Raw genomic sequence first — 26,555 nt, 5'->3', positions numbered from 1 at the left:
GTGGAACCCATCGGAGTATTACCACTAGATAAACCAGCCGGCATGACGAGTCATGATTGTGTCTTTCGTCTACGTCGTTTGTTTCAGACGAAAAAGGTTGGACACACAGGAACGCTTGACCCGGAAGTAACAGGTGTCTTACCGATTTGTCTCGGTCGAGCGACGAAGCTTGCCCGCTTCATCACGGATGAAGGAAAACGTTACGCGGCGGAAGTGACGATCGGCTTCGCAACGACGACAGAAGATGCACACGGAGAGACGGTTCGTGAAACGCTGGTCGAACCCGGAAGTATTACTGAAGAGGCGATCGCTGATATCCTGAGCGCATTGACAGGGGAGATCGAGCAGACACCACCATATTATTCAGCAGTCAAAGTGAACGGGAAGAAGTTATACGAATATGCACGAAAAGGGATTGAAGTCGAGCGTCCGACCCGGATCGTTCGCATCGATCGATTAGAACGGACATCGGACCTTGTGTTCGAAGATGGTCTCTGCCGATTCCGCCTCGATATCGCATGTGGGAAAGGGACGTATATCCGGACACTAGCAGTCGAGATCGGAGAACGACTCGGTTATGCGGCACACATGAGCGACTTACGCCGGACAGGCTCTGGTGCGATTGCTGAGACGGATACCGTCACACTCGAGACACTCGAATCGTATGAGACGGTCGAAGAACGGATGCAGCACGTCCTACCGATCGAATACGTCATCCAAAAATGGCCACGATTGACGGTCGATGCAGCAACAGCGCAACGTGTCTTGAACGGAGCAAAGTTGACAAGCATTCCAGTCGAATTCGAGCTGTTTACTGTCTATAATGAAGAGGACGTACCTTTAGCGCTATATCGACGTCTTCCAGAAGAACAGGTAGCACGCGTCGAGGTCATGCTACAAATCGATTAAGATCGGAGAGAGCATCATGGACATCATACATTTGACATATCCGGAACAGCCTCAAAAAGCCCCTGCTGTCATCGCACTTGGCTTTTTTGACGGTGTACATCTCGGACATCAGCAAGTCATCGCAGCAGCACGGAAAGAAGCGGAGGCTCGTCGCCTGCCTTTGGCTGTCATGACCTTTGATCCACATCCGAAACAAGTACTTGGTAAAGGGGATGAACCGGTCCGCTACATCACGCCGCTTGAACGTAAATTAGAGAAAATCGAACGCCTTGGTGTCGATCGTGTTTATGTGATTGAGTTCACGATTCCTTTCTCGGAATTGTCACCGCAAGCTTTCGTCGATGAATATCTGATTGCGTCCGGTGCAGAGCATGTCGTCGCTGGATTTGATTATTCCTACGGTCGCTTCGGAGCTGGCAAAATGACGACGCTTGATTTTCATAGTCGGGGCACGTTCACACACACCGTTGTAGCAGAGTTCCAAGAAGAAGCAGAAAAAATCAGCTCAACCCGGATTCGTCGTTTACTTGCTGCAGGAGAAGTCGAACCGGCTGCACGTTTGCTTGGAGAACCCTACCAAATCAAAGGCACAATCATTCACGGTGACGCACGTGGTCGACAAATTGGCTTCCCGACAGCCAACATGCGTCCGGAATTTTCTTACGTCATTCCGAAACTCGGTGTATATGCGACATTCGTTCGCTTAGCGGACGGTCGTCGATTCAAAGCGATGACGAACGTCGGAAGACGCCCGACGTTTTATGAGACGGGAGACGTCAGTATTGAGACACATCTTCTTGACTTTGACGAGGATCTTTATGGTCAAGAATTGACGCTTGAATGGATCGCTTACTTACGCGATGAAAAAGCCTTCAATGGTATCGATCAATTGAAAGAACAATTGGCGCGGGACCGTGAAGAGGCAAATGCACGATTAAGCGTTTGACAGTACGGACAGGGTTCGTTATGATAGGTCAGTACGATCACGTACAGCCGATTCACTTGGCATCTGGTCTCACCATCCGATGCTCGGGAATACGGTCATTCATAAGATGGAGGTGGAGTGACAATGGCACTCACAAAAGAACGTAAAAACGAAATTATCGAAGCATATGCTACGAAACAAGGCGATACTGGTTCGCCGGAAGTACAAGTTGCTGTTTTAACTGAACAGATCACAACTTTGAACGATCACTTACGTACACACAAAAAGGATCACCACTCACGTCGTGGTCTCTTGAAAATGGTCGGTCGTCGCCGTAACTTGCTCACATACCTTCGTAACAAGGATGTTGCACGTTACCGTTCGTTGATCGAGCGTCTTGGTCTTCGTCGCTAATCCCGACGAGAACGAGGTAGGGAAGCAGGAGCATCGTCTCCTGTTTCTTTTTTTTGCCGATTCATGGACTTTTTGCGCAAGAACCTACATAATTAGATTTGAATGAAAAAACGGATAGCAGTGAGAGGAGATTTGTGCATGTCACAAACAAAACAGACGTTTTCGACCGAACTCGGTGGACGTCCATTAACGATTGAAATCGGTCAATTAGCAAAACAAGCGAACGGAGCAGCATTGATTCGCTACGGCGATACAGCCGTTCTTGCTACGGTCGTTGCATCAAAACAACCGAAGGACTTAGATTTCTTCCCATTAACAGTGAACTATGAAGAAAAATTATATGCGGCAGGGAAAATCCCAGGTGGATTCCTCAAACGTGAAGGACGCCCTGGAGAGAGCGCGATCTTGACTTCGCGTCTGATCGACCGTCCGATCCGTCCATTATTCCCGGACGGTTTCCGTCACGACGTTCAAGTCGCGACGACGGTTCTTTCGTCAGATGCTGACAATTCACCAGAAGTCGCTGCGATGATCGGAGCTTCGATTGCGCTTTCGATCTCGGATATTCCATTCGACGGTCCAATCGCAGGCGTGACAATCGGTCGCGTCGACGGAGAGTTCGTCGTGAACCCGACTTCAGCGCAAATGGAAGTCAGCGACATCGACCTTCAAGTTGCCGGGACAAAACATGCCGTCAACATGGTTGAAGCAGGTGCGAAGGAAGTATCGGAACAAGCAATGCTTGAAGCGATCTTGCTCGGACACGATGTCATCAAGGAAATGATCGCGTTCCAAGAAGAAATCGTCGCACAAGTCGGTAAAGAGAAGTTCGACTACACGGTATCAAGCTTCGATGAGACAATCGTCAATCGCCTGAAAGCAGAAGCATTGGCAGAAGTCACACAAGCAGTTCAAGTCGAAGAAAAACAAGCACGTGACGTTGCCATCAACGAAGTCATCGCAAAATACATCGAGTTGTATGCAGCTGACGAGTCAGTCACAGCAGAACAACTAGCAGAAGTATCAGGCGTTCTCAACAAGTTCGTCAAAGACGAAGTCCGCCGTCTGATCACAGAAGATAAAATCCGTCCAGATGGTCGTGGTCTTGCTGAGATCCGTCCACTTGATTCAGAAGTCGGTCTCTTACCACGTGCACACGGTTCAGGTTTGTTCACTCGCGGTCAGACACAAGTCTTGTCTGTTGCGACACTCGGTGTTGCGGGTGATGCTCAAATCATCGATGGACTGGGTCTGAAGGAAGAGAAGCGTTTCATGCACCACTATAACTTCCCGCCATTCTCAGTCGGGGAAGCACGTCCGATGCGTGCACCAGGTCGTCGTGAAATTGGTCACGGGGCACTTGGAGAACGCGCACTCTTACCAGTTCTTCCGAATGAAGTCGATTTCCCGTACACGATTCGTCTCGTGTCAGAAGTCCTTGAGTCGAACGGTTCTTCATCACAGGCTTCAATCTGTGGTTCGATCCTTGCCATGATGGATGCTGGTGTTCCACTTAAAGCACCTGTCGCTGGTATCGCGATGGGCTTGATCATGGAAGGCGACAATTACTCGATCTTGACAGATATCCAAGGGATGGAAGATCATCTCGGAGATATGGACTTCAAAGTCGCTGGAACTCACGAAGGTGTCACAGCTCTGCAAATGGATATGAAAATTGGCGGGATCACGCGTCAAATCCTCGAAGAAGCACTCGAACAAGCACGTCTTGGTCGTTTGCACATTCTTGAGCATATGCAAACGGTCATTGCTGAACCACGTGTCGAATTGTCACAATACGCACCAAAAATCGTCACACTCAAAATCAATCCAGATAAAATCCGTGATGTCATCGGACCTGGTGGTAAAGTCATCAACGGTATCATCGATGAGACAGGCGTCAAGATCGACATCGATCAAGACGGAACCGTCTTCATCGCATCGACGGATCAAGCTGGCATCGATCGTGCCCGTCAATTGGTCGAAGATATCGTCCGTGAAGTCGTTGTCGGAGAAGAGTTCGATGGAACAGTTCGTCGTGTTGAGAAATTCGGTGCATTCGTCGAATTGTTCAAAGGAAAAGACGCACTCGTCCACATTTCGGAACTCGCACTTAACCGTGTCGGTCAAACGGAAGATGTCGTCAAACTTGGAGATAAGCTAAAAGTCCGTGTCACAGAAATCGATGACAAGGGACGCGTCAACGCTTCGCACAAAGTCCTGCTCGTCGAAGGCTTAAGCGAAGAAGATCGTGCAGCGTATGAAGAAAAGAAAAAGACAGAGCGTGAGAACCGCCCGCCACGCCGGGATCAGGGTTCACGCCCACCACGTGACGGACAACGTCCACCACGTCGTAACTAATGAATCCAAGGTGGCTCGACGGTGCAGAGAATGCAACGAGAGCCACCTTGTTTCCTATATTTGGAGGAATTACTATGATCGAACGGATACAATTAGAAAACGGAGTTCGACTGATCGTTGAACGAATGCCGGAAGCACGCAGCGTCGCGACCGGAATCTTCATTCAAGCAGGAAGCCGGACGGAACAGATCGAGGAGCATGGGATCAGTCATCTCATCGAGCATATGATGTTTAAAGGAACAAAACGCCATACGGCAAAAGAGATTGCGGTTTACTTTGACCGACTTGGTGGAAATATTAATGCGTTCACGAGTAAGGATCAAACGTGTTATTACGTCAAGACACTAGATGAACATGCAGGAGAAGCCTTTCACGTATTGGCGGACATGTTCCTCGAATCGACGTTTGACGCGGATGAACTGGAAAAAGAGAAAAAGGTCGTCATTGAAGAAATCAAGATGTACGATGACACACCGGATGATCTCGTCCATGAGTTATTAGCTGTTGCGGCTTACGGAGAGGATGTCATGGCTCGACCGATTCTTGGAACGGAAGAGAGTGTGCTTCGGATTGATCGAACGATGATCGGACGATATCTCGAAGAAGCGTATGCTCCGGATCAAATCGTCATTTCCGTTGCCGGAAACGTCTCAGACGAGCTGATTGCGCAGATTCAAGAGCGGATGTCGATTCTCGAATCACGATCGAAGACACGCGAGACGACAGAGCCAAGGTTACAAAATGGTGTGATTCGTAAGGAAAAGGATACGGAGCAGGCTCATATTTGTTATAATTTCCGTGCGATTCCTTCTGCTGACCCACGTTTGCCTGCCCTCGCCTTACTCAATAATGCATTCGGTGCGACGATGTCGAGTCGCTTGTTCCAATCCATCCGAGAGGAACGCGGTCTTGCCTATTCAGTCTTTTCCTATTACACGACGTTTGACGATCATGGAACGTTCACGATCTATGTCGGCACGTCTCCGGAATCAGTCGAAGAGGTCGAACAGGTCCTTGCTGCTGAAATCGATCGCTTGAAAAAGGATGGATTATCGACGAAGGAACTCGAAGATGGGATTGAACAGCTGAAAGGTTCTCTGATTCTAGGGAACGAAGGCACATCGAGTCACATGAATCGAAACGCCCGAAATGAGTTGCATCTGCATCGTCACCCATCACTTGAAGAAGTGTTAGCGGATGTCGAACGGATTCGTCCATCGGATATCGAAGGGCTGATTGAGTACATCTTTTCGGAGGAACCGGCAAAGGCCTATATTCTTCCGGCAGACGAAGAAGAGGAAGCATGATAGCAGAACGGAATAGATGAAACATATGAAATGACGATGTCGAGAAAGAAGGAATACCGTTGAATTTAGCTGAATTGATTCAAGTCATACAGACGCAAAAAATCGAACGAATGGTAGAAGTGGACGTTACGTCCATTACGACCGATTCACGGGATGTTAAACCGGGAACATTGTTCGTCGCCATCAAAGGATATACTGTTGATGGACACGACTATGCTAAACAGGCGGAAGCACAAGGAGCGGTCGCAATCGTCGCGGAACAACCGGTCGACGTGTCGATTCCTGTCATTCTTGTTCGTAGTACATCACGTGCCATTGCCGAGTTGGCTGGCAAATTCTATGATTATCCTTCTGAAAAGATGCGGATGATTGGTATTACGGGAACGAATGGGAAAACGACGACGACGACGATCGTCCGTGATATATTAGCGCACCTTGGTCGGAAGACGGGCATCATCGGTACGGTTGAAGTCAAGATTGGTGACCGCGTCGTGCCAAGTCGCAATACGACACCACAAAGCTCCGAGTTACAAGCATTTCTGCATCAGATGCATGAAGAAGATGTCCAAGATGTCATCATGGAAGTTTCTTCACATGGATTAGAGCTTGGTCGGGTAACGGGTGTCGATTACGACGTTGCGGGATTTACGAATCTGACGCATGATCACCTTGATTTCCACAAAACATTTGAAAACTATGCGCGTGCCAAAGGATTGTTGTTCGCACAACTCGGTCAACGGCTGTCGACAGAGAAAGTTGCGGTCTTGAATGCGGATGATCCGACGAGTGAGCTGTATGAGATGATGACAGGTGCTCGTGTCATGACATACGGCATCGACAACGCAGCTGACCTACGAGCAACAGCGATTGAACAGTCGCTTCAACAAACGACGTTTACGATGCTGTACAAGGAAGAACAAGTCGATGTCACGGCGAATTTCATCGGTCGCTTCAACGTCTACAATCTGTTGCTTGCGACAGGGATCCTCTTGTCTTGCGGATATGATCTAGCGACGATCGCAGGCGCGATTTCAGCAATCCGTCCGGCAAAAGGTCGGATGCAACGCTTGCCGATTGAAGGATATAACGTGTATGTCGACTATGCGCACACGCCTGACGGCATCGAACAGTGTCTGAAAGCACTCGTTGACGTACCGAAGGAAAAGATCGTCTTCCTGATCGGGACAGGTGGAAATCGCGATGTGACGAAACGACCAAAAATGGGCGAACTCGCTTCGACGTACGCAGGAACCGTCGTCATCACGACGGATGATCCACGATATGAAGCATATGAGTCGATTACATCCGGCATCGCCAAAGGGATGACTCACGATCAGTTCGTTGAAATCGGTGATCGGGAAGAGGCCGTGCGTTACGCAGCGCGACTCGCACGACCAGACAATATCGTCATCTTAGCCGGTAAGGGCCATGAAAAATATCAAATCATTGGGGATGAGAAATTCCCGCTCGATGAGGAAATCATCGTCAAAGAGATGATACGGCAAATGGAGGAACAGAAGTGACTTATCAACCAATCGTTGTAACCATAGATCAATTTGAAACATTCGTAAAAACACATCCCAAAGGCGACTTACTCCAGCTTCCAGCATGGGGAGAAGTCAAAAGCGCGACAGGATGGACACATGAACGGATCGCGGTCGGAACGGCTTCCGGTGAGATTGCCGGAGTTGGTCTTCTTTTGTTCAAGAAAGTACCGAAGCTACCGTTCACGCTTTGTTATGCACCGCGCGGTTTCGTCGTCGATTATACGGATACGGACGCACTTCGCGCCCTTCGTGACGAAGCGATTCGTGTCGCAAAACAACAGAAGGCAATTGCGATTAAATTTGATCCAAACGTCGAGCGGGAAGAATATCCTGGTCTGTTGCAGGAGATGCAAGGACTTGGCTTTAAACATAATGGCTTCGGTGGCGGTTTTGACTACGCGCAGCCACGCTTTACGATGGAGACGAGTCTTGTAGGGACAGAAAAAGAGATCTTCGACGGTTTCCATTCGAAGTTCCGCTACAACGTCCGCCTTGCTGAACGCAAAGGTATCGTATGCGAACAAGCGGATCGTGAAGGGCTAAAGACATTTGCGAAACTGATGGTCGAGACGGGCGAACGGGATGGTTTCTCGATCCGCGGTCTGGATTATTTCGAGAATCTGTACGATCATCTCCATCCAAAAGGTGATGCGGTCTTGTTTTTGACGAAACTCGATGTCGTACGTGCGCTTGAGAATACAGAAGCCTTATTACTTCAAGCCGATAAGGAACTCTCGAAGATTCATCGTCAGCTTGAGAAAGAGACGGCTGAGAAAAAGTTAAAGAGCTTAAACAATCGCTTGGAGCAGACGACAGCACAAATCGAAAAAGCCGAGAAGTCGAAGACGGAACTGATGACGATTGCTGCCAAACATCCAAACGGTGTCATCCTGTCTGGTGGTCTTTTGACGCTTGCTGGTCGTCGCTCGTATTACTTATACGGCGCTTCATCGAACGAGTACCGGGAATTCATGCCGAACCACTTGATGCAGTGGACGATGATGCAATATGCGAAAGAACATGGTGCGCTCTCCTATGACTTCGGTGGAGTCAGTGGTTCGACAGACCCGGATGATCATTACGCGGGACTCTATGCCTTTAAATCTGGTTGGGGTAGCCGGATGATTGAAAAAATCGGTGAGTTCGATTATGTACTCAATCGTCCGCTCTATCTGTTGCTTGAGACTGGGTTACCGATTTTACAAAAACTTCGGAAGAAGCTTCGCCGCTGATGAAACGGGGAACAATCTTCGGTTGGATCGTATTTTTATTGACGATGTTTGCGATTGGATTGTTTCTTGCGGCATCCATGAATCGGATGCCGACGATTTTAATGGATCAACCGGAGCTCGGGATTGATAGTTGTCCACGAGATGTAGCGGGGGAAGATCGCTTAATCAATGCAAGCGAGACGAACCTGAAGCGTCTCCACCCTGCTGTCGAGGCAGGGGCAAAGGATCTGATCCGTGTTGCGCATTCGTGCTACAATATCGATATCAAGATTACGCAAGGATACCGCTCGATTCAGCAACAGAACGCGCTTTATGAACAAGGACGTTCTAAGGCAGGTGAAGTCGTCACGAATGCACGTGGTGGTGAATCGATGCATAATTATGGACTCGCTGTCGATTTCGTTCAGCTCGTGAATGGAGAGATTTCATATGATCTTGAGTATGATGGGAATCGGTCAGGGAAAAGTGATTGGCGTGAAGTCGCGGATATCGGAAAAGCGCTCGGTTTCGAATGGGGAGGCGATTGGAAACGATTCGTCGACTATCCTCATTTTGAGATGACGTTCGGGTATTCGCTCGACGAACTGAAGGCTGGTGAACGTCCAAGCCGTTCGGAAAAAGCGAAACGAACGGAAGAGGTCGAAGATTTGTTGAATACGTGATCAACGTCATTCCTGGAGTAATGTGGCAGGAATGACGTTTTTTTTAGATTTCCTAGTCCGATTGTTGGCAGATTGTGAAAATTCGGCTAGAATAGTGATAGTGATAAGTGGACGGCTCACGAAAAGTGAATATGAATTATAGGAGGTCATGTTGTGTCAAAGAAGAAGACGGAAAAAGTAAGCGTCTTTGCTCTTGGTGGCGCCGGTGAGATCGGGAAGAACATGTACGTCGTCGAACTCGACGAGGACATCTTCGTCATCGATGCCGGATTAATGTTCCCAGGAGACGAGATGCTTGGAATCGATAAAGTCATTCCAGACATCAGTTATTTAAAGGAAAACAAAGAGCGGATTCAAGGGATTTTCATTACCCATGGTCACGAGGATCATATCGGAGCACTCAGTTACGTCTTGCGTGACTTAAAAGTACCGGTTTACGGAACACGTTTGACGCTCGGTTTGATTGAACACAAATTAAAAGAAGCCGGTTTATTGAAAAAGGCAGATCTTCGTCCAATTGATGCCAAGACGAAATTAACCGTTGCAGGTCATTTTATTACGTTCTTCCGGGTCAACCACTCGATTCCGGATGCAGTCGGGGTATGTATTCAAACATCTCAAGGTGCGATCGTCCATACAGGGGATTTCAAGTTCGATTACACACCAGTTGATGGAAAACAGGCGGATTTCGGGAAGATTGCAGCAATTGGTCAACGGGGAGTGCTTTGCTTACTGTCTGACTCAACGAATGCAGAGCGACCAGGGATGTCTGGATCAGAATCGATCGTCGGTTCTGAACTGAACGACGTCATCTATGAGGCACCAGGTCGTGTCATCGTCGCTTCATTTGCTTCGAACATTCATCGTCTACAACAAGTGTTTGCGGCAGCAGAAGCGAACAATCGAAAAGTAGCGGTCGTTGGTCGTAGCATGGTCAATAACGTCGAAGTGGCACAGCGTTTGAATTACTTACGCTTCAAACAGAAAACATTGATTGATCTATCTGACATCAACCGCCTCGACGACAACCAAGTCGTCATCTTGACGACAGGATCGCAAGGTGAGCCGATGGCAGCCTTGACACGAATGGCGCGTAACGCACATAAGCAAGTCAATATTCGCTTGAACGATACGGTCGTCGTTGCGGCTTCGCCGATTCCGGGTAACGAAAAGTCGGTTTCGAAAACGATAGATCTTTTGTTCCGTGCTGGTGCGAATGTCATTTACAACCAACGGAAAGTACACGTGTCCGGTCACGGTCATGCGGAAGATCTGAAGTTGATGCTCAACTTGATCAAACCGAAATTCTTCCTACCGATTCACGGAGAATTCCGGATGCAAAAGGCACACAGTCGTCTCGCACAGACGGTTGGCGTCAATGCGAACAACATCTTCATCATCGAGAATGGGGATGTCGTTGAGTTCGAGAAGCGCAAAGCACGGATGTCACGCAAAGTGAACGCTGGAAACGTCTTGATCGACGGAATCGGTGTGGGTGATGTCGGAAACATCGTCCTTCGTGATCGTCGCTTGTTATCGCAAGACGGTGTCGTCCTTTGTGTCATTACGATCAGCCGGAAAAACAAAACGATCGTATCGGGACCAGAAATCATCTCTCGCGGATTCGTCTACATGCGTGAATCAGAGGATATGATCAACGAAGCAAACCGAATCGTTGCGAAACAACTACAAGGTAAATTAAATGGAGAATTGGATTGGACGGAGATGAAGTCGTTGATTCGAGATAAACTGAGTGCTTATCTCTATGAACAGACGAAACGCCGCCCGATGATTCTTCCAATCATCATGGAGATTTAACAAACGAGCGGCTCAGATTGACCAATACCTGGTCCACTGAGCCGTTTTTTTATCAGGAGGGATGACGTATGGCGACGACGAAACGAAAACCTGTACGAAAAAAAACGCCGCCACGGAAACGACCGGCAGCGAAGAAACAACGTCAGCCGATTGCGTATCGTACATATGCGACCATCATCGCAATCGTCTCATTATTAGCTTTCGTTCTCGCTTTCGGGGAGTTCGGGAAAGTCGGACTGACGCTAGCCGATGGAGGAGAGCGGTTAATTGGTCAGTTCGGTTCCTTATTATATGGTGGAATCGGTGCTGTGCTACTTTTACTCCTCTCGAATGCGTCGCGTGCTCAAAAATGGGCATGGTCGATGTTACTGATGGGTTCAGTCGTCTGGATTGATCTATTGCTCGGAGCACCACGTGGTATTCTCAATGGATGGCTCTATCAAAACGCAGCTTATTATATTTCGAGCGTGGGTGCCTTCTTGATTGGTCTGTTCTTCATCGGAACGGCCGTTCATATACTAAACCCATCGTTTTATGGAGAGCTGTGGCTTGGGCTCCGAGAACGTGCAGAAGAGTTTCGCAATCGTGAACGGACACCACGTCCTCGTGTCGAAAAAGAGTTGAAAGCGAAACCGGTTCGTGAGAAAAAAACGAAGACATTGCGACCAGCAACTGTCGAGGAACCGATCGAAACGGAACAAGAAGCAGAAGATCCTTCCGTCAACATTCAAGACGTTCCGATCATCGGTTTCACGGATCATGTTGAACCGCAAGCAGCGGAGACACAAGGACCGTTGACGATGACAGAGACACCTGACGGTTATCAATTGCCGTCGCTTGATTTGTTAGCAGAACCAACATCAAAAGACTTGTCCGGTGAGAACAAACGACTGAAGGACAATGCGACGAAATTGATTGCGACCTTAAAGTCGTTCGGGATCGGAGCAAAAGTTTTAAAGATTCATCTCGGACCTAGTGTCACGAAGTACGAGATTGAACCAAAACAAGGAATCAAGCTGAGTCGAATCACGGGACTCGCCGATGACTTAGCGCTAGCGTTAGCCGCAAAAGATATCCGGATCGAAGCACCGATTCCGGGTAAAGCGGCTGTTGGAATCGAGGTGCCGAACCGTGAAGTCGCCATGGTATCACTTCGAGAAGTACTAGGAGCGGAGAGCGTCCAATCCGACAGCGATCGTTTGCTCGTTGCACTCGGACGAAGCATTTCTGGTGAGACGGTGACAGCGAAGTTGAATAAGATGCCACACGTCTTAGTTGCCGGCTCGACCGGTTCCGGTAAATCGGTCTGTATCAATGGGATGATCGTCTCGATATTGATGCGGGCACGACCAGATGAAGTCCGTTTGATGATGATTGACCCGAAAATGGTCGAATTGAACGTCTACAACGGGATTCCGCATCTCTTAGCGCCGGTCGTCACCGATCCGAAAAAAGCAGCGCAGGCGTTAAAACAGGTCGTCTCAGAAATGGAACGTCGTTATGAGATCTTCAGTCAAAACGGAGCGCGTAACATCGAAGGCTATAATGCATTGATCGATAAGATGAATGCTGAGGAAAAAGTGCATCAACGATTACCGTACATCGTCGTCATCGTCGATGAGTTAGCCGACTTGATGATGGTCGCGTCAAACGAAGTCGAAGATGCGATCATGCGACTTGCACAAATGGCACGAGCAGCAGGAATTCATATGGTCATCGCGACTCAGCGTCCGAGTGTTGATATCATCACTGGTGTCATCAAGGCGAATATCCCGTCGCGGATCGCATTCAGTGTATCGAGCGCGACCGACTCGCGGACGATTCTTGATACGGGAGGTGCTGATAAATTGCTCGGACGAGGAGATATGTTGTTACTTGGTAATGGCATGAACAAACCGGTCCGTGTACAAGGAGCCTTTTTATCGGACGAAGAAGTCGAGAAGGTCGTTAATCATGTCATCAGTCAGCAAAAGGCACAGTATGTTGAAGCGATGATTCCAAAAGATGTGCCAGAGGGCGAAACAGAGGTTGACGATCCACTTTACGATGAGGTCGTCCAGTTCATTCTGACACAAGAGACGGCATCTACGTCGATGATTCAAAGAAAGTACCGCATCGGTTACAACCGAGCTGCCCGTCTTATTGATGCGTTAGAGGAAAACGGTCTGATTGGTCCATCTGAAGGATCTAAACCACGTCGCGTCATGGGACGTTAATCGAGTAGAAAGGAAGTCGTGGAATATTCCAAGGCTTCTTTTCTTTTCTAAAAAAATGTATAGATAAGAACTGGTGTCTCGAAAAAAAGAAAAGACACATGAAAAAAAGACATGATGATTTTGTATAAATAGAAATGACTGGAAAAATTCATAAATGCATCAAAAATAAAATCGCTTTCATGAAAATAGTTGTCAGACGTCTGTTGATTTTCAGTAGTGTTTTTGGCATACTCAGTCATATGAGTGACCGACCTTCAACACGAGGGCTGGGAGCGGCTTTTTCACAAATAGATAATGAAAGCGCTCTCATAATTGCAGAGGAGATGGATGAAATGAAGAAGAAACAGGTAATCGTATCGATGATGTCAGTAGCGACGGTTGGTCTTGCTGCTTGTGGTGGTTCAGGTGAGAAAGCCGATCAAAAAGATCAATTCTCTGTAGCGATGGTAGCCGATAAGGGTGGGATCGATGATAAATCGTTCAACCAATCCGCTTGGGAAGGTCTGCAAGCATACGGTAAAGACAACAAACTTCAAAAGAATGAAGGATTCTCTTATCTACAATCTAAATCGCAACAAGATTATCAGCCGAATCTATCACGTCTTGCTCGTGGGGGAGAAGATTTAGTTTTCGGAATCGGGAACACGTTCAATGAGGATATCAAAACAGTTGCTGATCAATTCAAAGACACACAATTCGCAATCGTCGATAACGTCGTTGAAGGAAAAAACGTCACGTCGATCACATTCAAGGAAAATGAAGGAGCGTATCTTGCAGGGATCGTTGCTGCAATGGAGACGAAAAAAGATCACATCGGTTTCGTTGGTGGGATGAAGATGGACGTCATCGAGCGTTTCCGTGCCGGTTTCGAAGCAGGTGCCAAATCCGTCAATCCGAAGATTAAAATCGATGTCCAATATGCGGAAGACTTCGCAGCTCCAGAAAAAGGTCAAGCGATCGCAGCTGGAATGTATGGTAAAGGCGCAGATATCATTTTCCCAGCAGCAGGTGGTACAGGAAACGGTGTCTTCACAGAGGCGAAGAACCGTAAGAAAAACGGTGAAAACGTCTCAGTCATCGGTGTCGACCGAGACCAAAAAGAAGAGGGTATGCCGGAAGATGTTACATTAACTTCTGTCATCAAACGTGTCGACCGTGCAGTCGAAGATACAGCAAACGCAGCGAAGGATGGTAAACTCGAGGGCGGCAAAACGATTCGTTATGGTCTGAAAGAAGATGGCGTTGATATCGTACCATCTGAAAAGATTTCGAAGAAGACGTTGACTGCGCTTGAGAAAGCAAAATCAGATGTCGTTTCTGGAAAAATCGAAGTACCTGAGCAATAAGCGTTGAAAAAAGAAGGGGCATTCTTAGGTAGAATGCCCTATTTTCTTCCATTATTGATTGCGTTATGAAAAGGGTTACAAAAGCGCCAGAAGTCAGACTTCTAACCTGTTACAAAATGATTGCAGGATTGTGTTGGGCGTCATATACTTATCTTGGCTGGAGTTCTCATACGTCAGAAGTCTGAGCACTGGTTACAACTAGATAGAGGATGGAGATGCGTCATGTCGATTAAATTAGATCATCGTTTGCTTTATTTACGTGTGATTGAAAAGATCAAGTCTGACATCGATGACGGCGTTTACAAGGAAGGCGAGAAGCTCCCTTCAGAGTTTGAACTTTCAAAGCAACTTGGCGTCAGTCGAGCTACTCTTCGAGAGGCATTACGAATTCTTGAAGATGAGAACATCGTCATCCGTAAACACGGTGTCGGTACGTTTATCAATGCAAGACCACCGTTTACTTCTGGAATCGAAGAATTGTACAGCGTAACAGAAATGATTGCGCGCGCAGGTATGGTTCCGACATCAGAAGTGTTATCATCCGAGATGGTCCAACCGACTGAGCGCGACCGAGAGCGTTTTCAACTTGGTCCGGATGAATTGGTTTATCGAATCGAACGAATCCGACTCGCAGGGGATGTTCCTGTCGTCTATTGTATCGATAAGATTCCAAGCCATTATATTAAAAATGAAGAGCAGTTCACCTCTTCGACATCATTATTTGATGCTTTAGAAAAAGAACTTGGACGACGTGTCACGCATGCCGTGACGCACATCGAGCCACGTATTGATCCGAAAATCGCTGAACAATTACATACGGACCAACCTCTGCTCGCTTTGCGTCAAACGCATTATGATGAGCTCGACCGTTCCGTTCTTTTTTCAGCGAACTATTTCCGAGCAGATAAGTTTGATTTCCACGTCATCCGTAAACGTGTGTGAGCCATTGTTTTAGGATGAATACTGAAAGCGCTTTCCGTCATAACCTACGTAACGCTCCTCATCGCCAGCCTCGGGTGCTAGACGTAGTCTTGAACTTTGTATGACCATATTCGAAAGGGGATTTTCCAGATGAAAAAGAAGTCACTTCTCGCATTAGCAGCAACAGGTTTAGCAATGAGTTCGGTCCTTGCAGCATGTGGTGGCAACGACGATTCAAAAGATTCAGGTAGCGGTAGCAAATCAGAAGGCTTTAAAGTAGGTATGGTTACAGATACAGGCGGCGTGGATGATAAATCATTCAACCAATCTGCTTGGGAAGGTATCCAGAAGTTCGGAAAAGACAACGACTTAAAAGAAGGTACTGGCTACAAATATCTTCAATCTGCAAAACAATCGGATTACCAACCAAACCTTCAGCAATTAGCTCGTGCTAAATACGACTTGATCCTCGGTATCGGATTCTTGATGGCTGAAGATATCGGTAAAGTAGCGGATCAGTTCAAAAAGAACAACTTCGCACTCGTCGATATGGTCGTTGACAAGCCAAACGTCGCGTCAATCGTCTTCAAAGAAAATGAAGGATCATTCCTTGTTGGTGTCGTTGCTGGTTTGACGACGAAATCAGATAAAGTCGGATTCGTCGGCGGCGTTAACTCTGACTTGATCAAGAAGTTCGAAAGTGGATTCAAAGCAGGTGTTAAAGCAGTCAACCCAGACGCTGACATCGAAGTTCAATATGCAGAAGACTTTAACGCTGCTGAAAAAGGACAAGCAATCGCTTCAGGTATGTACGGTAAAAAAGTCGACGTCATCTATCATGCAGCTGGTGGTACAGGACAAGGGGTATTCACAGAAGCGAAAAACCGTAAGAAAAACGGTGAAGATGTTTGGGTTATCGGTGTAGACCGTGACCAAGTCGAAGAAGGTATGCCAGAGAACGTCACATTGACGTCAATGGTCAAACGCGTTGATACAGCAGTTGAACAAGTCGCGAAAGATACGAAAGACGGCAACTTCCCAGCAGGTAAAGTCGTTGAGTTCGGTTTGAAAGACGGCGGTGTTGATATCGCACCTTCAAAAGACAACGTTTCGAAAGAAGCGCTCGACAAAGTCGAAGAGTACAAAAAACAAATCATCGATGGCGACATCAAAGTCCCAGCGACAGACGACGAGTACAAAGAATACGAAGCGTCACTGAAATAATAATGAAAGCGGGGGTCGCTAGCATTGCGGCTCCCCCTTTTAAACTAAACATGGGAGTGGATTTTCTTGGAATACGTCATTGAGATGCTAAACATCAGAAAAGAGTTTGGCAGTTTCGTCGCAAATGATAACATCACGCTCCAGCTTCGGAAAGGTGAGATTCACGCTTTACTTGGTGAAAACGGTGCCGGAAAATCGACGCTGATGAACGTCTTATTTGGTTTGTATCAGCCTGAGGCTGGAGAAATTCGTGTACGTGGTGAAAAAGTCAATATAACGAGTCCGAACGTCGCGAACGATCTTGGAATCGGTATGGTGCACCAACACTTCATGCTCGTTCAAAATTTCACTGTTACTGAAAACATCATTTTAGGTGCAGAGCCACGTGCCGGAATTAAGATCGACCGTGCAACTGCACGTGAGAAGGTACGCCAGATTTCTGAACAGTATGGTCTTGCTGTTGATCCTGATGCAAAAATCGAGGATATCTCAGTCGGAATGCAACAGCGTGTTGAAATTTTAAAGACGTTGTACCGTGGTGCAGACATCTTGATCTTCGATGAACCATCTGCTGTCCTGACACCACAAGAGATTAAGGAATTGATTCAGATCATGAATCGTTTGATCGCAGAAGGAAAGTCGATCATCCTCATCACGCATAAACTGAAAGAAATCATGGAAGTAGCTGATCGCTGTACGACGATTCGCCGTGGTAAGTATATCGGAACGGTCGATATCGATGAGACGATGACACAGTCGCGTCTTGCTGAAATGATGGTAGGTCGTGAAGTCAACTTTAATGCGGAGTATTCCAAGGCAACTCCACAAGAACTCGTTCTCGACATCAAGGACTTAGTCGTCAAGGACAGTCGTGGCATCAAAGCCGTCGATGGATTAAATCTCGACATTCGTGCTGGAGAGATCGTCGGAATTGCCGGAATCGACGGAAACGGGCAGACGGAATTGATTGAAGCCATCACTGGTCTTCGTAAAGCGGATAGTGGGGAAATCTTCCTCAACAATAAATCGATCAAAAACTTGAAGCCACGTAAAGTGACGGAATCAGGTGTCGGTCACATTCCGCAAGACCGTCATAAACATGGACTTGTCCTCGATTATTCAATCGGACATAACATGGTTTTACAAACGTATTACAAACAACCGTATTCAAAAGCAGGCATCATGAACTATAAACAAGTCATGGAAAAAGCAAAAACGCTCATCGAGAAGTTCGACGTCCGAACTCCAAGTCCAGAGACGTTTGCTCGTGCCTTGTCAGGTGGTAACCAGCAAAAAGCGATCATTGCGCGTGAAGTGGATCGTTCACCAGACCTATTGATTGCAGCACAGCCGACACGTGGTCTGGATGTCGGAGCAATCGAGTTCATTCATGAACAGTTGGTTCTTGAACGCGAAAAAGGTCGCGCTGTCTTGTTGATTTCATTCGAACTCGAAGAAATTCTTCAAGTATCAGATCGGATTGCCGTTCTTTATGAAGGAAAAACAGTTGCCTTCTTGGATCCAAAAGAAACGAATGAGATCGAGCTTGGCTTCTTGATGGCCGGCGGTAAGAAAGAGGAGGTAGGTCATTCATGAAGTTAGAGCGTTTTTACGGCATCCTCATTCCGATTCTTTCCATCATCCTTGGAATGGTCGTCGGGGCGATCGTCATGGTCATCGGCGGGTATGATCCGATTGCCGGTTTTGATCAGTTATTCTATGGTATTTTTGGCGAACCATACAGCATCGGTGAAACATTGCGAGCAGCAGCTCCGTTGATCTTTGCCGGTCTTGCTGTCGCATTTGCTTTCCGAACTGGACTCTTTAACATCGGGGTTGAAGGTCAGGTTCTCGTCGGGTGGATGGTCGCAGTTTGGATCGGGATTGAGTTTGATCTACCGATGGCGATTCATTTACCGCTTGCTCTAATTGGAGCAGGTTTAGCAGGTGCACTTTGGGCATCGATTCCTGGTATCTTAAAAGCGAAATTCCACGTGCATGAAGTCATCACGTCAATCATGATGAACTATATCGCGTTGTATGTGACGAATGATATTTTACGTCACGTCATCGGTATTACGAACGAGCGGACGGAGTCAGTCAAGGAATCAGCATCCCTTGCGTCACCGTTCTTACAAGAGATCACGGATTTTTCACGTTTGCATAACGGGATTTTCATCGCAGTCATTGCTGCCCTCGTCTTCTGGTTCATTTTGTGGAAAACAACGCTGGGTTATGAACTCCGAGCAGTTGGATTCAACAAGAATGCTGCAGAGTATGCAGGTATGGGCGTTAACCGGAACATCATCCTATCGTTCGTTATCTCTGGTGTCTTTGCAGGTCTCGCTGGAGCGATGGAAGGTCTTGGGACGTTCCAAAACATGACATTGAACGCGTCCTTCACAGGTGTTGGATTCGACGGAATCGCGGTTGCCTTGTTAGGTGCGAATAACCCGATTGGTGTCGTTCTCGCGGCGTTACTGTTTGCGGGACTCAACATCGGTGGTCTGTCGATGCAACAGATTGGTATTCCACCGGAACTGATCAAAATCATCATCGCATTCATCATCATCTTCGTGGCTTCGGGTTACGCGATTCGTCTCGTCATCGAGAAGTTCACGGTTAAGAAAGAATCTAAAAAAGCGAAAGGAGCCGGTCAATAATGGGCTTTCTTGAAGTACTTTATATCATCGTGCCAATCGCACTCGCCTATTCGGCTCCGTTGATCATTGCAGCACTTGGCGGCATTTTCAGTGAGCGTTCTGGCGTCGTCAACATCGCGTTAGAAGGATTAATGGTCATGGGTGCCTTCACAGGTGTCATCACGGCATTGACTTTATCGAAAATGGGATTAGGTGCTGCGAGTCCTTGGCTTGCGATGCTCATCGCGATCGTCGTTGGAGCAGTTTTCTCACTGTTCCTTGCGATTCCAGCAATCCTATTCCGAGCAGATCAAACGGTTCTTGGTGTAGCGATCAACTTGCTTGCGGTCGGTCTTGCGATCTTCCTTGTCCGGGCACTTTACAGTAAAGGACAGACGGATTCGATTCCAAACCGGATTTCGAAAGAGAATGTACCATTCTTGTCTGATATTCCAGTCTTGAAGATGTTCTTCGCGAACGTCTACTACACATCGTATATCGCAATCGTTCTCGCGTTCGTCGCATGGTACATCATCTTCAAGACACCATTCGGTCTTCGTTTACGTTCTGTCGGGGAACACCCGATGGCAGCGGACACGATGGGAATCAACGTCACGAAGATGCGTTTCATCGGCGTCATGATCTCTGGTGGTTTCGGTGGTCTTGCTGGTGCTGTCTACGCGACGTCGATTTCATTGAACTTCAGTGTGACGACGATTCTCGGTCAAGGCTTCCTCGCGATTGCGGCGATGATCTTCGGAAAATGGAACCCGCTCGGTGCCATGGGGGCAGCCCTCTTCTTCGGGTTCGCTCAAGCGATTTCGATCATCGGTCAGCAATTGCCGTTACTCGATCAAATTCCACAAGTGTATCTGTTGATTGCGCCGTATTTATTGACGATCTTAGCACTTGCTGGTGTCGTTGGTCGTGCGGATGCACCAAAAGCTGTCGGTGTACCGTATATCAAAGGAAAACGCTAAATTTTTACTAATCATAGACCGGATGTTGCCAATTGGCGATGTCCGGTTTTTTTAGATAATCGATAGATTGAATGAGAAAAAGTCCAATAAAAAAAGATGCTTCGCGAGGAAACATCTTTTTTTATTCACTTATTCGAATTTTAACGCATCGCCATCGAACGATTCATCTGCTACTTTGATTGAATCCGTCGGGCAACCTTCGAATGCATCAATCATATCGTCGAATAATGCTTCTGGAATTTCGGCAGTACCATTGTTATCATCAAGAATGACATACGCCAAACCCTCATCATCATAATCATAGATATCTGGTGCCGCTGCTCCACAAGCACCACAAGCGATGCAAGTATCTTTGTCGACAATCGTAAATTTAGCCATTGAACGGTCTCCTCTCTATACGAAAACATTATTGAAACACGCTGTTCTCATCTATATGTCATTGTATCGGACTCATCGTTGCATTTCAATGACGAAGCGTAAGTGACAACAGAAAATGTATATATCATCACATGCCCGCAAATAGTATGTCTAAAACGTAACGAAAAGAAAAAGGATGGGAAATCATCTTCAAATTGATAAACAATTTACATTAGAAGGGAGCGTGACATATGGAGGTTTCTTTACTCGAGCGTATTTTTCTGGAATCGATTCAGCGCCTTCGAAATGAACGATCAGACCGGAGTCTTTATCATGTTTTTCAAGGAAAGAAATCAGCGACTTCTCTGCAAGATGCCCATTTTTATGATTTGGAATCGGTGTTCGGTACTGTATTAGTCAGTAAACAACGATTCGAAACAATCTTGGCTGAACTCGCGCAGAAGAATTGGATTGAGCGGCAAGAGACCTTGCGACTGACGCACGAAGGCGCACGACTGATAAATCAAACGGATCGTGCGATCATTGATCAACTAGGTGGAGAACTTCGTGGTTATGCTGAGATGATGTGGAAACGACTCAGCCTTTTGGTTCAAACGATGATTTGTTTAGAAGCAAAACAGCCGTTCATTCCTGTGCAACAGGAAACCATCGTCCGTGAATGGGTAAAAAGTGTTCTTCCGATCATCTCAAATCGAGCAGAATGGTTACATGATATGCAGCAAGAGTTGATATTTCTCCTTGAGCGCTTATCAGAACGAGATGCGACATTAATTAGTTACCGCTTGTCTGGCGTGCAAGCAGGATGGTCTTATCCACAATTAGCTCAAATGATGAAAACAGATGTGGAGACTGTCCAATACGAATTTACGATCGCTTGGCGAAAGTGCATCGATGACTTGGAAAAAACACCACTTTTAAAGCAAATAGGCGCTGATCTACACACGACAAAAATGACGCAGTCTGCGAAAAAAACATGGGAGTTATTGCAACAGGGGTTAACCGTTGAAGCGGTTGCGATCCGAAGACGATTAAAAAATAGTACGATGGAAGATCATCTCGTTGAGATTGCGATGTATGCTCCTTCGTTTCCGCTGGATCATTTTGTCACGCCATCTCAGCAAGAAGAGGTACGACAGATTGCACAGCGACTCGGAACCTACGCGCTAAAGCGAATCAAGAGTGAGATGCAATCCGATATATCTTATTTTCAAATTCGATTGGTGTTAGCACGTAGTAAATGGGAGGGAATGTAATGGAAGCGTTATTGCATCGTCATTTTGGTTACGAAGCATTTCGACCAGGGCAACGCCAAATCATCGATGCCATCCTAAACGGAACAGATACACTAGCAATTTTGCCGACAGGTGGAGGAAAGTCTGTCTGTTATCAATTTCCTTCTTATGTACAAAATGAAGGGCTGACGTTGATTTTGTCTCCGTTACTCTCGTTGATTGAAGACCAGGTCATGCAAATCAAGCGCAGAGGAGAGCGATCTGTCGCTAAATTAACATCTGTCGAGACACGAGAAGAGAAGGAGCAGATCTTATCTGTACTCGAACATCTACGATATCTTTACTTATCACCGGAACAACTCGCGCTGCCGCAGATTCGGGCTCGGCTAAAACAGGTCAATATTGTGCTCTTCGTCGTCGATGAAGCGCATTGTATCTCACAATGGGGACACGAATTTCGACCGGAGTATGCAAGACTTGGTCAAATTCGACAAGAACTAGGTCTTCCACCATGTCTCGCCTTAACCGCAACAGCGACTCGTGCTGTTGAGCAAGATATTCGAACACAACTGCGTATGCGCGAACCACAAATCATCCGTCGTTCTGTCAACCGACCAGAAATCCAATATGTTGTCGATCGCGTTGATCGAGAAGAAAAAGATGCGGCAGTTGATCGGTGGATGGAACGCATCGTTCGCCCATGCGTCATCTATACAACGACCCGTAAAGAAGCGGAACGAATTGCTGGAATCATTGACGGCGCGACCTATTATCATGCTGGGTTGACGATAGAAGATCGCCAGCTTGTTCAACAACAGTTTCTTCATGATGAGATTGATTGTCTCGTGTGTACGAGTGCGTTCGGAATGGGTGTCGATAAAGGCAACGTGCGTACGGTCATTCACTATACGATGCCTGCGACGATCGAAGCCTATATGCAGGAAGTCGGACGCGCCGGTCGAGACGGTAAAGGGGCAACGGCGATTTTACTCTACGCTGCTCAAGATGAACAACTACAAACCTACTTGATTGACACGCAATATGCACCCGTCTTGTGGATCGATCAATTGCAACAAGGGATGAATCAAGGCGAATCCTATGCCAAGATGGAAAGTCGTCTTCGTCTTAATCCGGAAGATCCGGCATATCGATTACTAAAATCGCAACTCGAGAACGGGTGGTCGAAGGAACGAATCATCCAGTGGCAAACGGAACGTAAACAATTAAAAAGACAAGAGGTCAACCTGATGATGGACTACATTCATCGGAACGAATGTCGCCGTACGATGTTGTTGCATCATTTTGATGAGGAGGCAATCTTACAACCACGGTGTTGTGATGTGTGCGGAACGATTGAATGGGAAAATCCGGTGAAGAGAAAGACCCATCAACCGGTAGATTGGAAAATGCGTTTAGAACAAGTCTTTTTTTCATCACTAGATTCGGTGTAAACTAGACAATATCGTTATATTTTTCAAGAAAAGGTGATAAACATTGAGTAAACAAGATCAACGACGGTTGCATCAGAACGAAGAGGATCAGTTATTGCCACCGCGTTCTTCGCGTATCGAACACGTTCGTAACGAGCGATTGAAACAACCGTTTCGAAAAAATCCGCTAGCGATCACGCTTACGGTACTCATGATCACGATCATCATCGCCTTCGTCTCCATCGGTTTCATGATGTAAGGGCACATTGTGAACGGAGATTTTTTTCCTTTCAGCGTATACTAGAAAGGAAGGGGAAGGAGGCACGATGCATGGATCGTGGGAAATATAATATCAAAGCAGTCGCTGCGTTAGTGGGACTCAACCCGACGACCATTCGTGCTTGGGAGCGGAGATATCAGGTGCTCGATCCGGATCGAAGTGAATCCGGACATCGAATTTATAGTGATAACGACGTCGCGAAATTACGCTGGATCGTCGATAAACAAAAAGAGGGATTGTCTGTCTCTAAAGCAATCCAATTGTATGAGATGCCTGTTAATCGGGCTGAGGTACCGCACGATTATGGAGTCGAACTGCGAGATCAGTTGTTCCAGGCATTGACGAACTTTGAAGAACGACATGCGCACGACATCATGAATAAAGCATTCTCGATGTTTAGCTTCGATAAAGTCATTCAGGACATCGTCGGTCCGCTCTTACATGAGATTGGAGTGAAGTGGGAGTCGGGAGAGATTACGATTGCGCATGAGCATTTTGCGACGGCATTTCTAAGAGCCCGTCTCTCGACACTGTCGTTACAGATGCCGATCAATCCATTTTTACCGCGAATCGTCTGTGTCTGTGCGCCGGAAGAAGAACACGAACTCGGGCTACTGTTCTTCACGCTTTACTTACGTCAATCTGGATTTGATGTCATTTTCCTCGGTTCCGGTATACCGGTTCAGGACTTGGTGACGGTCACGCATCAGTTGCAACCGAAAGCCGTTATTCTTTCCTGCACGTTATCGGATCATTTACCGTTACTTGATGAAGCGTTAGCACGTTTGATGTCTGATTTTCCGGATCTTGAGATTGGTCTTGGTGGTTATGCGGTCGATCAGCTCCCGGAACGATATGGTCCACATTTACTTGGTGCAGACGATCAATCTTGGAAAAGTTGGTTAAGTCGACTCACTCCGACAACTGGTGTATAGTATGGTTCATAACGAACGGAGACATCTGTGTTTCCGGTTTTGACTGGAGGAGTCTATTATGAGGTTTGAACAAATGAAACAAGGACACCTTCGTGTCTTCATCACAAAGCAAGAGTTATCGCTTCACGACGTCCGACCAGAAACGTTGGCTGTCGGGAAGGGACAAGCTTTATTGCGCAACTTATTAGAAGAAGCCGAATCGAATTATGGTTTTCAGGCAGCAGGAACACTCGAATTTTTCGTCACATTCTTCCCGAATGACGGCATGCTCGTTGATGTACGTCGTGAAGGAGATTTGCCAGAAGAGATGAACGAGGAGTTCGATCAAGTTGAAATCCGCATGACAGTCGATATCGTCCATCACGTCTTATATGCTCTACACTCGCTAGAAGACGTCATTCAAGCGAGTCATGGATTATTGCGGCATATGCCTCGTACAGAGACAGGGGGTAGCCTCTACTTCTTCGAGGGAAGCTATTATCTCTATTTCCAAGAACGAATGAACGAGGCGCTCGAGCGAACGGTGACGACGATTTTATCTGAATACGGTGAACCGAGCCCGAAAAGTCCACTCGTCATGGCGGAGTATGGGAAAACGATTCAGGCGGAACATGCTGTCGCAACGATAGCTGAACAGTTTAATATGTAAAACATCAAGTGCGACATTCCCTCATAGGGGGATGCCGCACCTTTTTGTGTTCTGCTGGAAGTGGCACCATTTTGTATTTTTTCATCGTCAGAAGGATGGTATGATAATCATTGAACGTAAGAAGAAGGAGTGAAGTAGGATGAAAGTGGCAGTATTATACGGTGGGACTTCAGGAGAACGGGAGGTTTCATTAAACAGTGGAAAGTCGATCATGGAAGCATTAAACAGTAAAGGGCATGAGGTCACGGCTGTTGATTTCCACCCTGATCAAGCGCATGAACTCTTTCAGCTGGATGTAGATGTGGCTGTCATCGCTCTTCACGGGAAAATTGGTGAAGATGGACGCGTACAAGCATTGCTTGAACTGGCAGACATTCCATATACAGGTTCAGGTGTGTTAGCGTCAGCGCTAGCGATGGATAAGGCACGTTCGAAAGTTCACTTTGATAAAGCAGGCATTACGATCGCCCGTGATGTGCTGTTAGAGCGTGGAGATGATATCGAAGCAAAAATCGTAGAGTGGAATGGTCAATTTCCTTGTGTCGTCAAACCAGCACAAGAAGGCTCATCAAACGGATTGACGATTGCTCAAGATGAGACGATGTTACGTGAAGGAATCGCTAAAGCCTTTGAAGCGGACGATGCAGTGCTTGTCGAACAGTTCATTAAAGGGCGGGAAGTGACAGTCCCTGTCGTCGGTCATAAAGGTGCAGAAAAAGCACTGCCGGTCATCGAGATCATTCCGAAGAACGACTTTTATGACTATGAATCAAAGTATGCCATCGGAGGTTCGGAGCATATTTGTCCTGCTGAGCTGGATGAGACAACGACAGAAAAACTTCAAGAATGGGCTGTTAAAGCGCACCAAGTCCTTGGCTGTGCAGGATACTCGCGATCTGATTTCCTAGTACCGGAATCCGGAAATCCAGTCATCTTGGAGACGAATACACTTCCTGGTATGACTTCGACCAGTTTATTCCCGGACGGTGCACGAGCAGTGGGAATCGAATATCCGGAACTGGTCGAATATTTCATGGAACTGGCAATCGAACGACATCGTCAAACAAAACAACCAAATCAATGATATCCTAGGAAAAGAAGTGAGAAAGCGCTTACAAATATAGGCGTAACCCCTTTCATTACGTTCGAG

At 46.9% G+C, this 26,555-nt stretch carries 23 protein-coding genes; 22 read left to right on the top strand and 1 reads right to left on the bottom strand.

Features of this window, described 5'->3' with window-relative positions; all coding sequences use genetic code 11:
- From truB to B3G15_RS08520, 16 genes are all read left to right on the top strand, one after another.
- A complete protein-coding gene (truB, locus tag B3G15_RS08595) occupies window positions 1-909 on the top strand; it encodes a tRNA pseudouridine(55) synthase TruB (RefSeq protein WP_290720031.1) in 909 nt (302 codons plus the stop codon).
- 16 nt (window positions 910-925) lie between these two features.
- On the top strand, window positions 926-1,855 hold the full coding sequence (locus B3G15_RS08590) for a bifunctional riboflavin kinase/FAD synthetase (RefSeq protein WP_050677457.1): 930 nt from the start codon (window positions 926-928) through the stop codon (window positions 1,853-1,855).
- Between the two features lie 123 nt (window positions 1,856-1,978).
- Complete coding sequence (rpsO, locus tag B3G15_RS08585) at window positions 1,979-2,248, top strand: 30S ribosomal protein S15 (RefSeq protein ID WP_023468676.1); 270 nt, start codon at window positions 1,979-1,981, stop codon at window positions 2,246-2,248.
- 138 nt (window positions 2,249-2,386) lie between these two features.
- Entirely contained in the window at window positions 2,387-4,606 is a 2,220-nt protein-coding gene (pnp, locus tag B3G15_RS08580; RefSeq protein WP_075642535.1) for a polyribonucleotide nucleotidyltransferase, read from the top strand.
- 74 nt (window positions 4,607-4,680) lie between these two features.
- The gene (locus tag B3G15_RS08575; RefSeq protein WP_214859810.1) at window positions 4,681-5,913 is read left to right on the top strand and encodes a M16 family metallopeptidase; all 1,233 of its coding nucleotides are present in this window, start codon (window positions 4,681-4,683) and stop codon (window positions 5,911-5,913) included.
- Between the two features lie 74 nt (window positions 5,914-5,987).
- The gene (locus tag B3G15_RS08570) at window positions 5,988-7,436 is read left to right on the top strand and encodes a UDP-N-acetylmuramoyl-L-alanyl-D-glutamate--2,6-diaminopimelate ligase (protein WP_414651122.1); all 1,449 of its coding nucleotides are present in this window, start codon (window positions 5,988-5,990) and stop codon (window positions 7,434-7,436) included.
- Window positions 7,433-8,692, top strand: a complete 1,260-nt coding sequence (locus B3G15_RS08565) for a lipid II:glycine glycyltransferase FemX (protein ID WP_029342035.1) — start codon at window positions 7,433-7,435, stop codon at window positions 8,690-8,692. The genes B3G15_RS08570 and B3G15_RS08565 overlap by 4 nt, the downstream gene beginning before the upstream one ends.
- Window positions 8,692-9,354, top strand: a complete 663-nt coding sequence (locus B3G15_RS08560) for a M15 family metallopeptidase (protein WP_023468671.1) — start codon at window positions 8,692-8,694, stop codon at window positions 9,352-9,354. Before B3G15_RS08565 ends, B3G15_RS08560 begins: the two co-directional genes overlap by 1 nt.
- A 153-nt stretch (window positions 9,355-9,507) precedes the next feature.
- The gene (locus B3G15_RS08555) at window positions 9,508-11,172 is read left to right on the top strand and encodes a ribonuclease J (protein ID WP_023468670.1); all 1,665 of its coding nucleotides are present in this window, start codon (window positions 9,508-9,510) and stop codon (window positions 11,170-11,172) included.
- Window positions 11,173-11,240: 68 nt separating this feature from the next.
- On the top strand, window positions 11,241-13,388 hold the full coding sequence (locus tag B3G15_RS08550) for a DNA translocase FtsK (RefSeq protein ID WP_055968625.1): 2,148 nt from the start codon (window positions 11,241-11,243) through the stop codon (window positions 13,386-13,388).
- Between the two features lie 332 nt (window positions 13,389-13,720).
- Window positions 13,721-14,734, top strand: a complete 1,014-nt coding sequence (locus tag B3G15_RS08545) for a BMP family lipoprotein (protein ID WP_214859812.1) — start codon at window positions 13,721-13,723, stop codon at window positions 14,732-14,734.
- 222 nt (window positions 14,735-14,956) lie between these two features.
- A complete protein-coding gene (locus B3G15_RS08540; protein WP_023468666.1) occupies window positions 14,957-15,676 on the top strand; it encodes a GntR family transcriptional regulator in 720 nt (239 codons plus the stop codon).
- 129 nt (window positions 15,677-15,805) lie between these two features.
- On the top strand, window positions 15,806-16,879 hold the full coding sequence (locus tag B3G15_RS08535) for a BMP family lipoprotein (protein ID WP_023468665.1): 1,074 nt from the start codon (window positions 15,806-15,808) through the stop codon (window positions 16,877-16,879).
- Window positions 16,880-16,945: 66 nt separating this feature from the next.
- The gene (locus tag B3G15_RS08530; protein WP_023468664.1) at window positions 16,946-18,475 is read left to right on the top strand and encodes an ABC transporter ATP-binding protein; all 1,530 of its coding nucleotides are present in this window, start codon (window positions 16,946-16,948) and stop codon (window positions 18,473-18,475) included.
- Entirely contained in the window at window positions 18,472-19,542 is a 1,071-nt protein-coding gene (locus B3G15_RS08525; RefSeq protein ID WP_023468663.1) for an ABC transporter permease, read from the top strand. The genes B3G15_RS08530 and B3G15_RS08525 overlap by 4 nt, the downstream gene beginning before the upstream one ends.
- Window positions 19,542-20,501 carry an ABC transporter permease gene (locus B3G15_RS08520; protein ID WP_290720015.1) on the top strand — a complete coding sequence of 320 codons (960 nt, stop codon included), beginning with the start codon at window positions 19,542-19,544 and terminating at the stop codon, window positions 20,499-20,501. The genes B3G15_RS08525 and B3G15_RS08520 overlap by 1 nt, the downstream gene beginning before the upstream one ends.
- A 129-nt stretch (window positions 20,502-20,630) precedes the next feature.
- On the opposite strand, the gene B3G15_RS08515 is transcribed toward B3G15_RS08520, so the two are convergent.
- On the bottom strand, window positions 20,631-20,879 hold the full coding sequence (locus B3G15_RS08515) for a ferredoxin (protein WP_023468661.1): 249 nt from the start codon (window positions 20,877-20,879) through the stop codon (window positions 20,631-20,633).
- A 230-nt stretch (window positions 20,880-21,109) separates the two neighbouring features.
- On the opposite strand from B3G15_RS08515, the gene B3G15_RS08510 reads away from it, so the two are divergent.
- The 6 genes from B3G15_RS08510 (at window position 21,110) to B3G15_RS08485 (ending at window position 26,489) form a co-directional block, all read left to right on the top strand.
- On the top strand, window positions 21,110-22,132 hold the full coding sequence (locus B3G15_RS08510) for a helix-turn-helix domain-containing protein (protein ID WP_035396806.1): 1,023 nt from the start codon (window positions 21,110-21,112) through the stop codon (window positions 22,130-22,132).
- Window positions 22,132-23,562, top strand: coding sequence for a RecQ family ATP-dependent DNA helicase (locus tag B3G15_RS08505; protein ID WP_290720009.1), 1,431 nt, complete (start codon window positions 22,132-22,134; stop codon window positions 23,560-23,562). Before B3G15_RS08510 ends, B3G15_RS08505 begins: the two co-directional genes overlap by 1 nt.
- Before the next feature lie 43 nt (window positions 23,563-23,605).
- A complete protein-coding gene (locus B3G15_RS08500; RefSeq protein WP_050677448.1) occupies window positions 23,606-23,800 on the top strand; it encodes a hypothetical protein in 195 nt (64 codons plus the stop codon).
- Between the two features lie 71 nt (window positions 23,801-23,871).
- Window positions 23,872-24,756, top strand: a complete 885-nt coding sequence (locus B3G15_RS08495) for a MerR family transcriptional regulator (protein ID WP_023468657.1) — start codon at window positions 23,872-23,874, stop codon at window positions 24,754-24,756.
- 58 nt (window positions 24,757-24,814) lie between these two features.
- Window positions 24,815-25,405, top strand: coding sequence for an adaptor protein MecA (locus B3G15_RS08490; RefSeq protein ID WP_029342022.1), 591 nt, complete (start codon window positions 24,815-24,817; stop codon window positions 25,403-25,405).
- 139 nt (window positions 25,406-25,544) lie between these two features.
- Window positions 25,545-26,489 (top strand): D-alanine--D-alanine ligase, encoded by a 945-nt coding sequence (locus tag B3G15_RS08485; protein WP_290720001.1) that lies wholly within the window; start codon window positions 25,545-25,547, stop codon window positions 26,487-26,489.
- The last annotated feature ends 66 nt before the right edge of the window (window positions 26,490-26,555 follow it).

This window comes from Exiguobacterium sp. UBA1053, from assembly GCF_002316465.1.
GTDB lineage: Bacteria > Bacillota > Bacilli > Exiguobacteriales > Exiguobacteriaceae > Exiguobacterium_A > Exiguobacterium_A abrahamii.
Note: the sequence above shows the minus strand (reverse complement) of the source record. Positions and strands in the feature narration are given on the sequence as shown.